At 73.0% G+C, this 10,355-nt stretch carries 11 protein-coding genes and 1 riboswitch; of the genes, 6 read left to right on the top strand and 5 right to left on the bottom strand.

Features of this window, described 5'->3' with window-relative positions:
- Nucleotides 1–589: phytoene desaturase family protein (locus tag SSOG_RS33210; protein WP_009718643.1), on the top strand; the 589-nt coding region annotated here is incomplete at its 5' end.
- A 61-nt stretch (nucleotides 590–650) separates the two neighbouring features.
- Here SSOG_RS33210 and SSOG_RS33205 read toward each other — a convergent pair.
- The 5 genes from SSOG_RS33205 to SSOG_RS33185 all read right to left on the bottom strand — a co-directional run bounded on the left by SSOG_RS33205 (nucleotide 651) and on the right by SSOG_RS33185 (nucleotide 5,222).
- Entirely contained in the window at nucleotides 651–1,625 is a 975-nt protein-coding gene (locus SSOG_RS33205) for a hypothetical protein (RefSeq protein ID WP_039939273.1), read from the bottom strand.
- A gap of 40 nt (nucleotides 1,626–1,665) precedes the next feature.
- Entirely contained in the window at nucleotides 1,666–2,583 is a 918-nt protein-coding gene (gene metF / locus SSOG_RS33200; RefSeq protein WP_009718641.1) for a methylenetetrahydrofolate reductase [NAD(P)H], read from the bottom strand.
- Between the two features lie 121 nt (nucleotides 2,584–2,704).
- Nucleotides 2,705–3,352, bottom strand: coding sequence for a thiamine phosphate synthase (gene thiE, locus SSOG_RS33195; RefSeq protein ID WP_039939271.1), 648 nt, complete (start codon nucleotides 3,350–3,352; stop codon nucleotides 2,705–2,707).
- A 137-nt stretch (nucleotides 3,353–3,489) separates the two neighbouring features.
- Nucleotides 3,490–3,855 carry an Rv2175c family DNA-binding protein gene (locus tag SSOG_RS33190; protein ID WP_009718639.1) on the bottom strand — a complete coding sequence of 122 codons (366 nt, stop codon included), beginning with the start codon at nucleotides 3,853–3,855 and terminating at the stop codon, nucleotides 3,490–3,492.
- Nucleotides 3,856–3,989: 134 nt separating this feature from the next.
- The gene (locus SSOG_RS33185) at nucleotides 3,990–5,222 is read right to left on the bottom strand and encodes an NAD(P)/FAD-dependent oxidoreductase (protein WP_009718638.1); all 1,233 of its coding nucleotides are present in this window, start codon (nucleotides 5,220–5,222) and stop codon (nucleotides 3,990–3,992) included.
- A gap of 194 nt (nucleotides 5,223–5,416) precedes the next feature.
- A riboswitch (TPP riboswitch) is annotated at nucleotides 5,417–5,530 on the top strand.
- Between SSOG_RS33185 and thiO the strand changes: the two genes are divergently transcribed.
- From thiO to pknB, 5 genes are all read left to right on the top strand, one after another.
- Nucleotides 5,529–6,746, top strand: coding sequence for a glycine oxidase ThiO (gene thiO / locus SSOG_RS33180; RefSeq protein WP_009718637.1), 1,218 nt, complete (start codon nucleotides 5,529–5,531; stop codon nucleotides 6,744–6,746). Its footprint overlaps the riboswitch before it by 2 nt.
- The gene (gene thiS, locus SSOG_RS33175) at nucleotides 6,743–6,943 is read left to right on the top strand and encodes a sulfur carrier protein ThiS (protein ID WP_009718636.1); all 201 of its coding nucleotides are present in this window, start codon (nucleotides 6,743–6,745) and stop codon (nucleotides 6,941–6,943) included. Before thiO ends, thiS begins: the two co-directional genes overlap by 4 nt.
- Nucleotides 6,944–6,947: 4 nt before the next feature.
- The gene (locus SSOG_RS33170) at nucleotides 6,948–7,781 is read left to right on the top strand and encodes a thiazole synthase (RefSeq protein WP_009718635.1); all 834 of its coding nucleotides are present in this window, start codon (nucleotides 6,948–6,950) and stop codon (nucleotides 7,779–7,781) included.
- A 43-nt stretch (nucleotides 7,782–7,824) separates the two neighbouring features.
- A complete protein-coding gene (locus SSOG_RS33165; RefSeq protein ID WP_063631668.1) occupies nucleotides 7,825–8,295 on the top strand; it encodes an SRPBCC domain-containing protein in 471 nt (156 codons plus the stop codon).
- Between the two features lie 87 nt (nucleotides 8,296–8,382).
- A complete protein-coding gene (gene pknB / locus SSOG_RS33160; RefSeq protein ID WP_009718633.1) occupies nucleotides 8,383–10,296 on the top strand; it encodes a Stk1 family PASTA domain-containing Ser/Thr kinase in 1,914 nt (637 codons plus the stop codon).
- Nucleotides 10,297–10,355 lie beyond the last annotated feature (59 nt).

Genomic DNA, 10,355 nt, shown 5'->3' with positions numbered 1-10,355 from the left:
CCTCACGGTCTTCCTGGCGCTGCGCGGCGGCCGCCCCGAGGACGCGGTGCACCGGACCGTGGTGCACGCCCCGGACCGGGAGGCGGAGCTGACCGCCCTCTTCGGCGCGGAGGGCGACGGGGGCCCGCGTGAGCCCTGTCCGCGCCCCACGGTGACCGTCCTGCGCCCGGACGACCCCGCGATCCGCCCCGACGACGACCACGAGGCCGTCACCCTCAGCGCGGTCGTCGCCCCGCACGGACCGGTCGACTGGACCGGCGGGGAAGCCGCCGCGCGGGGCGCGGACCGGCTGATCACGGCAGCGGAAGCGGCGATACCGGGGCTGCGGGACCGGATCCTGTGGCACGAGGTCCGCACCCCCCGCGACATCGCCGCCGACACCGGTGTCGCGGGCGGCTCCGTGCCGGGTCCGGCGCTGGCCGGTGCCGAGGGCCGGTATCTGCGCCCGGCCAACCTGACCCGGCTCCCGGGCCTCTATCTGGCGGGCGGCTGGTCCCATCCGGGTGGCGGGCTGGCCCACGCCGGGATGTCGGGTGCGCTGGTGGCGGGCCTGATCGTCGAGGGGCAGGACTGGCGCGGCTCACAATGAGCGACGCCGGTCCCGGCCCGCATCGGAAGCGGGCCGGGACCGGCGTGCGTGAAGGTGTGTGTCAGAAGCGGTACTGCTCGTCGTACCCCTGCTGGAAGCCGCCCTGCTGGTAGGGGTACGGCGGCTGGTCCTGCTGAGCGGGCGGGGTGTCGCCCTCGCGCTGCTGCGGGACCCAGGAGCCGCCCGGCTCCATCGCGTCGGCGCCCGGGGCGTAACTCTGCGGGGAGCCGTACGAGGCGTCCGCCGCGTAGTGGTCGCCGCCGTACCCACCGGCGGCGTACGGGTCCTGCTGGTAGCCCGCGTACGGGTCGGCGTACTGCTGCTGGGCGTAAGGCTGCTGCTGGCCGTAAGCCTGCTGGTCGTAGGCATTGGCGTACGGGTCCTGGGCGTACGCGGCGTACGACTGGTCCTGGTAGCCGTACTGCGAGGCGTCCGCGTACACGTCCTGCTGCTGGCCGTAGCCCACATCGGCGTAGCCCTGGTCCGGAACGCCCTGGACCCCCTGGCCGTCCTGCGTGCCGTACCCGGCGTACGTCTCGTACGCGCTGTACCCGGCGTTCGGGTCCGCGTAGCCGCCGGAGGCCGGGGCGAACGGGGACGGCTCCTCGTAGACGCCGTACTCGCTGGTGTCGTCCGGCATCGGCTCCGGCCGGTACGTGGGCGGCTCGGGCCGCGAGACCGGGACGTCCTCCAGATCCGAGACCTGGAGCATCGGCTCGGGCTCCGGGCCCTCCGGCCCGGGGTCGCGCTCGCGCCCCCGGCCCAGCCCCGGCACCCCGGGAATGCTCTCCAGCGCCCAGCCCTTCTCGAAGCCTTGGCGGAAGGAGAGCGTGACGTAGGTCTGGCCGATCGCGAAGGCGATCGCGCCAATCGCGATCACGACCACCGAGGGGATCAACACCCCCACGACCACGCCCAGAAAGCCGACGAAGGCCAGCAGCCGCCAGCGCAGCCGCGCCTTGTACTGAAGGAGTACCTCTCCCAACAGCCACAGCGCCACGACGCCGAAAGCGATGTAGAGGACCGTCCAGCCCATGCCCGCCCCTCTCAGTGCGGCTGCCCCTTGGCCGCCGTCATCAGGACCGCTGGTGCAGTCCCAGATTCTTGTAGATTTCCAGCGTCGCCGTGGAGTGGTTCAGGGTAATGAAATGAAGCCCGGGGATCTCCTCGGCCATCAACCGCGCGCACAGCTCCGTGGCGTAGTCGATCCCGATCGAGCGTACAGCCGCCGCGTCGTCCTTGACCGCCAGGATGCGTTCGGCCAGCTCCGGCGGGAAGGCGGCGTTGCTGAGCTGTGCAAACCGCTCGATCTGCTTGACGTTTGTGACCGGCATGATCTCAGGGATGATCGGTGTCGTACAGCCCGAGGCCGCGACCCGGTCGCGCAGCCGCAGATAGTCCTCCGGGTAGAAGAACATCTGGGTGATGGCGAAATCGGCGCCCGCGCGGCACTTGTCGACGAAGTGCCGGATGTCGGTGTCCCAGTCCGTCGAGCGCGGGTGCATCTCGGGGAAGGCGGCGACGCCGACGCAGAAGTCTCCCGACTCCTTGATCAGGCGGACCAGCTCGGCGGCGTAGGTGATGCCGTCGGGGTGCTTGACCCAGTCGGCCATCGGATCCCCGGGCGGGTCGCCGCGCAGGGCGAGCATGTTCCGGATCCCGGCACCGGCGTACTGGCCGATGATGTTGCGCAGCTCGGCGAGGGAGTGGTTGACCGCGGTCAGATGGGCGACGGGGGTCAGGGTGGTGTCGGTCGCGATCTGCTCGGTGGCGCGGACGGTGCCCTCACGGGAAGAGCCACCAGCGCCGTACGTCACGGAGACGAAGGTCGGTGAGACAGCCTCCAGTCGGCGGATGGCGTTCCACAGCGTGTGTTGCCCCTTGTCCGTTTTGGGGGCGAAGAATTCGAAGGAATACGACTGCTCACCCGAAGCGAGCAGGTCACGCACGGTAAGGGCTCGATCATTCCTGGTGGAAGCGGTGCCTAGGGCCATACGGGAAGGTTAGCCAGCGGGGTGGTCGGCGCCCACCCGGCGCCGTGGTTATGGGGGTTTTGCCGGGCTCTTGTCCGCAATGCGGACGGGATGATCGAGTCGGGCTCAACCCCGACACCCGTCAGACATCTGCCGCTCGCACGCGCTTCGCCAGGGATTCCGTGGCCGCCGCCGGATCCTCGGCCTCGGTGATGGCCCGCACCACGACGATCCGGCGCGCTCCCGCCTCCAGCACCTCATCCAGGTTCGACGCGTCGATGCCGCCGATCGCGAACCAGGGCCGGGCCGGGCGCCGGGCGGCCGCGTGACGGACCAGGGAGAGGCCGGGGGCGTGGCGGCCCGGCTTGGTGGGGGTCGGCCAGCAGGGGCCGGTGCAGAAATAGTCCACGCCGGGCTCGGCGAGGGCCGCGTCCACCTCGGCCTCCGCATGCGTGGAGCGCCCGATCAGCGGGCCGTCGCCGAGGATGGCGCGGGCCGCCGGAACGGGCAGGTCGCCCTGGCCCAGGTGGAGCACACCGGCACCGGCGGCGTGGGCGACGTCCGCCCGGTCGTTGACGGCGAGCAGCTTGCCGTGGCGGCGGCAGGCGTCGGCGAAGACGGCGAGGTGGTCCAGCTCCTCGGCGGCCTCCATGCCCTTCTCCCGCAGCTGGACGACGTCCACCCCGGCCGCCAGCACGGCGTCCAGGAACTCCGGCAGGTCGCCCTGGCGCTTGCGCGCGTCGGTGCACAGGTAGAGACGGGCGTCGGCCAGCTGCTCGCGTGCGGTCATTGGGTGGGTTTCCCCCCGGGTAGTGCGGCGTACGGGCAGGGTCGGTCCCCGCCCGTACGCCTGGTGGTTCAGAAGCGGTTCTGAAGTGGTTCAGAAATGGTTCCGAAGTGGATCAGAAGGGAGAACGGCGGGCGACGTCAGACGGCGAGCGCCTGCGCGCGCCGCTTCACTTCCGTGCCGCGATTCTCGCGCAGCGCCTGGGCCGGGGTGCCCGGCAGGCTCGGATCAGGGGTGAAGAGCCACTCCAGCATCTCCTCATCGCTGAAGCCGTCGTCCTTGAGCAGTGTCAAGGTCCCCACGAGGCCCTTGACGACCTTTCCGTCACCGATGAAGTCGTCGGGCACCTGGAGCACCCGGTTCTCGCCACGGCGCACCGCGATCAGCTGGCCCTCCTTGACCAACTGCCTCACGCGCGTCACCTCGACGCCGAGCCGGTCGGCGACGTCGGGGAGAGTGAGCCAGGCGGGGACGAGAGCATCGATCTTTGCGTCAATCTCGGTCACAGAACAAGCCTGCCATCTGGGACTGACAGTGGGTAGCCGGGCGTCCGCCGTGCGGGCCGCCGGATGCGGGCCCGCACGGTGCCGCCGGGCCCCGCACCCCTGCTCACCGGGGGCTCACCGGGGGTGCCGGCGGGTCACAGAACGGCCGACTTCAGCGGCACCGACGGATCCGTGGCCCGGGTCCGGTCCAGCCGGGCGCCGCGTTCGATCAGCTTGCGGCCCTGGGCCAGATCGCGCGGACGGCCGACCGCCAGCAGGGCGACCAGGGCCCCGTCCCGCAGCCAGCACACCGACCAGGCGGCGCCGTCCGGGTCGCCACGCCAGACCAGTTCGTCGGCGTCCGAGTGGTGTCCGGCGTACTGCACGAACCGCCCGAACTGCTCGGACCAGAAGTACGGCACCGGGTCGTAGACCTGGCCGGGGAAGTGCGCGGTCCGGCTGCCGACCACGTTGGCGGCGACCGTCCGCGGCCCCTGGAGCGCGTTGTCCCAGTGGTGCACCAGCAGCCGGGTCCCGTAGCGGGCGGACGGGAAGGACGCGCAGTCGCCGACGGCGTACACGTCGTGCGCCGAGGTGCGCAGCCCCTCGTCGGCGAGGATCGACCGGTCCTCGGCCAGTTCGACGCCCGAACCGGCCAGCCAGCCCGTCGCGGGCCGGGCGCCGATGCCGACGACCACCGCACCGGCCCGCAGCCGGGTGCCGTCGCCGAGCTGGAGGCCGTGTCGGTCGAGCGCGGTCACCCGGGCGCCGGTGACCAGGGTGGCGCCGTAGTCCGCGTACCAGCCGGTCATATGGGCGGCCACCTCCGCAGGGAGGGCGCCCGCCAGCGGCCGGTCCGCGGCCTCGACGACCGTCACCGTGCAGCCCGCCTCGCGGGCCGCGGTCGCGAACTCCGCGCCGATCCAGCCCGCCCCGACCACCACGATCTCCTGCTGCGCGGCGAGCACCGGGCGCAGCCGTTCGGCGTCGTCCAGGGTGCGCAGCAGATGGACGCCGGGGACGCCCTCGCTGCCGGGCAGGGCGACCGGTTCGGCACCGGTGGCGATCACCAGGACGTCGTACGGGACCGGTCCTGACCCGGTCTCGACCGTCCGCCCGTCCGTGTCCAGCCCGGTCACCGGGACGCCGAGGCGCAGCCCGATGCCGAGCGCGGCGAAGTCCACGTCGAACGCGGACCCTTCGGCCTTGCCGAGCAGCACGGCCTTGGACAGCGGCGGCCGGTCGTACGGCTGGTGGGGCTCGGCCCCCAGCAGCAGGATCTCCCCGGTCCAGCCCTGCTCCCGCAGCGCGACAGCGGTCTGCACCCCCGCCATCCCAGCGCCGACGATCACCACCCGCTGTCCGCCGCCACCCGCCGAGGACGCCATCGTCTTCGTCGTCTCATCGCTCACACGATCACTGTATTGCGGCAGGTGGGGCGGACCGGAGAGCGCACGACGAGATCTCGGGCACAGCCCGACGGGCCGGACGGCCCGTCGCACCGGGCCGCGGGGCCTCGTGCCCGGCGTCGCCCGGGACGCTCCCTTCCGGGCGATTCGGGGCGCGTACTAGGGTGGCGGGACAGAGCACTCGCGGGAGCCCGGGCGCACCGGGCTGAGAGGGAGGCTGGCGCGGCCTCCGACCGTACGAACCTGATCCGGGTCATGCCGGCGAAGGGAGGGGGCGACCAGCCCATGCACACCCCATACGAAGCACCTCGGAGCAACGCCGCACCGTACGACGTCCTCGTCATCGGCGGCGGCATCATCGGCCTGGTCACGGCCTGGCGGGCGGCCGAGCGGGGCCTGCGCACCGCCGTCGTCGACCCGGCGCCCGGCGGCGGGGCCGCCCGGGTCGCGGCCGGGATGCTGGCGGCCGTCACCGAGCTGCACTACGGCGAGCAGACCCTGCTCGGGCTGAACCTGGCCTCCGCGCGCCGCTATCCGTCGTTCGTGGCGGAGCTGGAGCGGGCGAGCGGCCATGACCTGGCCTTCCGTACCTGCGGAACGCTCTCGGTCGCGCTCGACGCGGACGACCGGGCCCATCTGCGCGAGCTGCACGACTTCCAGCAGCGGCTGGGACTGGACGCACAGTGGCTCACCGGGCGCGAATGCAGGCGCCTGGAGCCGATGCTCGCGCCGGGCGTACGCGGGGGCCTGCGCGTCGACGGCGATCACCAGGTCGACCCGCGGCGGCTGGCGGCGGCGCTGCTGGCGGCGTGCGAACGCGCCGGGGTGGTCCTCCACCGCGTCCGCGCCGAGCGGCTGCTGCTGAACGGCGACGGCGACCGCGCCATCGGAGCCGAGCTGGCCGACGGCGCGGGCACCCGGCTGACCGCCGGGCAGACCGTGCTGGCCGCGGGCAGCCTCAGCGGGCGGCTCCTCGGCGTACCCGAGGAGGTCCTGCCGCCCGTACGCCCCGTCAAGGGCCAGGTCCTGCGGCTGTCGGTGCCCGGCCCGTACGCGCCCTTCCTGTCCCGGACCGTGCGCGCCGTGGTGCGCGGCGGGCACGTCTACCTCGTCCCGCGCGAGAACGGCGAGCTGGTCGTCGGCGCGACCACGGAGGAGCTGGGCTGGGACACCACGGTCACCGCGGGCGGGGTGTACGAGCTGCTGCGCGACGCGCACGAGCTGGTGCCCGGCATCACCGAGCTGCCGCTCGTGGAGACCCTGGCCGGGCTGCGCCCCGGCTCCCCCGACAACGCCCCGCTGCTCGGCCCGACCGAACTGCCCGGCCTCCAGCTGGCCACCGGCCACTACCGCAACGGTGTCCTGCTCACCCCGATCACCGGCGACGCCATGGCCGAGGCGCTTGACAGCGGCGAACTGCCGCCCGAGGCGCGGCCGTTCTCCCCGCGGCGCTTCGCGCCTCCCACCACAGCGACAGCCGCAGTACAGGAGCACACCGCATGACCGTGACCGTGAACGGCGAGCCCCGTGAGCTGCCCGACGGCACCACCCTCGACGGGGTCGTCGCGACCCTCACCCGGGCGCCCTCGGGCGTCGCCGCGGCCGTCAACGAGACGGTCGTCCCGCGCGGCCAGTGGCCCGCGACCCCGCTCGGCGACGGCGATCGCGTCGAGGTCCTCACCGCGGTCCAAGGAGGCTGACCCCATGACGACGCACCCCACGACGCTGGACGAAGTCCTCACCGGTGCCGATCCGCTCACCATCGCCGGTACGACCTTCGGCTCCCGCCTGATCATGGGAACCGGCGGCGCGCCCAGCCTGGACGTCCTGGAGCGCTCGCTGATCGCCTCCGGTACCGAGCTGACCACGGTCGCGATGCGCCGCCTGGACCCCACGGTGCAGGGCTCGGTGCTGTCCGTACTGAACCGGCACGGCATCCGCCCGCTGCCCAACACCGCGGGCTGTTTCACCGCCGGGGAGGCCGTGCTGACCGCCCGGCTCGCCCGCGAGGCGCTGGGCACCGACTGGGTGAAGCTGGAGGTCGTCGCCGACGAGCGCACCCTGCTCCCCGATCCCATCGAGACGCTGGACGCCGCCGAGACCCTGGTGGACGACGGCTTCACGGTCCTGCCGTACACCAACGACGACCCGGTGCTGGCCCGGAAGCTGGAGGACGTCGGCTGCGCCGCGATCATGCCGCTGGGCTCGCCGATCGGCTCAGGCCTCGGCATCCGCAACCCGCACAACTTCCAGCTGATCACCGAGCGCGCCGGGGTCCCGGTGATCCTCGACGCGGGCGCGGGCACGGCGTCCGACGCGGCGCTCGCCATGGAGCTGGGGTGCGCGGCCGTCATGCTGGCGTCGGCCGTGACGCGCGCCCAGGAGCCGGTGCTGATGGCCGGGGCGATGCGGCACGCGGTCGCCGCGGGGCGGCTGGCGCACCGGGCGGGCCGTATCCCCCGCCGCCACTTCGCCGAGGCGTCGTCCCCGGCCGAGGGGCTGGCCGCGCTCGACCCGGAGCGGCCCGCGTTCGCGTAACGGGGCGGTGTGGGGCCTACCGTGGAATGCGGAGGTGGTCGCCGTGAGGGAGCCGACAGCCGTGACCGTGGCCGACCGGATCGAGCGCGAGGCGTACGTCCCCGCCCCCATCGACCGCGTCTGGCGGGTGCTGACCACGCCGGAGCACATCCGCACCTGGTACGCCCCCGGCGGCTGCGAGATCGACCCACGCCCCGGCGGCACCGTCCGCTTCCGCTGGGACGAGCACGGGGAGTTCCACGGCCGGGTCGAGCGCGCGGTCCCCGACGCCCTCTTCCGCTTCCGGCTGGCCCACGCCCCCGACCGCGCCCCGCTCGGCCCCGGCCAGTCCACCGTGGTCGAATTCACGCTCTCCCCGGAGGGCGCGGGCACCCGCCTCCGCATCGCCGAGACCGGCATCCGCGCGCTCGACCTCCCGGACGAGGCCAAGGCCAAGCACGCCGAGTACGCCGCCCTGGCCTGGACCTCCGCCCTTGAGGAGCTGACCGCCCTGGCCGCGGGCTCGCACAACTGAGGCACAGGTCACCGTTGTGTCGCAGTCCGCACCGGAGATGGGGCGGGCGGCCCGGCGCGGCCGTGACGGCTCGTAGACTGCCTTCTCGTGGATACGACGCTCCAGGACCCCCTTGTCGGGCAGGTGCTCGACGGCCGCTACCGCGTTGAGGCGCGCATCGCCGTGGGCGGGATGGCGACGGTCTACCGGGCCGTCGACACGCGGCTCGACCGCGTCCTCGCACTGAAGGTGATGCACCAGAGTCTCGCCTCGGACGCCGCCTTCGTGGACCGCTTCATCCGCGAGGCCAAGTCCGTCGCCAGACTCGCGCACGCCAACGTGGTCGGCGTCTACGACCAGGGCACCGACGGTGCCCACGTCTACCTGGCCATGGAGTACGTCGCCGGGTGCACCCTGCGCGACGTCCTGCGCGAGCGCGGCGCCCTCCAGCCCCGTGCCGCGCTGGACATCCTGGAACCGGTGCTCGCCGCGCTCGGCGCCGCCCACCGCGCGGGCTTCGTCCACCGCGACATGAAGCCGGAGAACGTCCTGATCGGCGACGACGGCCGGGTCAAGGTCGCCGACTTCGGCCTGGTCAGGGCGGTCGACACCAACACCAGCGCGTCCACCGGATCCGTCCTGGGCACCGTGTCCTACCTCGCGCCCGAGCAGATCGAACACGGTACGGCCGACACCCGCGCCGACGTCTACGCGTGCGGCGTCGTCCTGTACGAGATGCTCACCGGCTCCAAGCCGCACGGCGGCAGCACCCCGGCGCAGGTCCTCTACCAGCACCTCCACGAGGACGTCCCGCCGCCGTCCGTCGCCGCGCCGGAGGTCGCGCCGGAGCTGGACGGACTGGTCGCCTCCGCCACCGCGCGCGATGTGGCGCTGCGGCCCGCGGACGCCGTCGAACTCCTCGGCCAGGTGCGGACGGCGCGCGCCGCCCTCACCGATGCCCAGCTCGACGCCGTACCGCCGCAGGCCCACGAGGAGGCGCTCGGCGGCGGCTCCGAAGACCGTACGACGGTGATCCCGCGCCCGGCCGGTTCTGTCGCGCAGGACGAGGTGAACCACACCAGCCGCCTGGACCTCCCCCCGGAGCCGCCCGAGCCGCGCCCACGCCGCCGCCTGCCGCGGCGCGGAGTGGTGACGATCGTCGCCGCCGTGCTGCTGGCGCTCGGCATCGGCGCCGGGGTCTGGTACATCAGCGCCGGGCAGTTCACCAATGTGCCGTCCGTGCTGAAGATGAACCGCGCGGACGCGGAGAAGAAGCTCGAGGGCGCCGGTCTGGACGTCAAGGTCGTCCAGGATTACAGCGACGTCGTCGACAAGAACAAGGTCATCAGCACCAAGCCTGGCGTCGGCGAACGCATCCGCTCCACCGGCACCGTCACCATCCACGTCTCCCAGGGACCGCCGCGCGCCGAGGTGCCCAATGTCGTCGGCCGCCCCCTCACCGAGGCCAAGGCGAAGATCGCCGACGCGGGGCTGAGGGTAGGCACCGTGACCCGCACCTTCAGGAACGAAACCCCGCAGAACGCGGTCGTCTCCACCTCTCCCGGCCCGGACGCCGTCCGCCGCCCCGACACCCCCGTGAACATCGTGGTCAGCAGGGGCGAGCAGCTCGACATCCCGGACGTCATCGGCGACGACCCGGCCGACGCCCGCTCCGAGCTGCGCGAGGCGGGCTTCAAGGTCAAGTTCGCCGAGCGCCGGGTGTTCTCGGAGGAGGACCGCGGCACGATCGCCGAACAGTCCCCGTCCGGCGACGAGGGCGCCAAGGGCGACACGATCACCCTCACCCTCTCCAAGGGCCAGGAGATGATCGAGGTCCCGGACGTCGAGGGCGACAACATCGACGACGCCAAGCGGGAGTTGGAAGCGGCGGGCTTCACGGTGAACGTCGACAAGCCGCTGCTGTTCCCGGGCGACGAGGTGAAGGACCAGTCGGTGTCGGGCGGCGACAAGGCGCCGAAGGGGAGCGAGATCACGATCACGGTAAAGGGCGGCGTCTTCTAGCCCCCACCGGGGTTCGTTCCCCCACCCCGCCCCTTCCCGAGACCGGGGGCAGCCCCCGG

This window comes from Streptomyces himastatinicus ATCC 53653 (assembly GCF_000158915.1).
GTDB lineage: Bacteria > Actinomycetota > Actinomycetes > Streptomycetales > Streptomycetaceae > Streptomyces > Streptomyces himastatinicus.
This window is presented reverse-complemented; position numbering and strand designations above follow the sequence as displayed.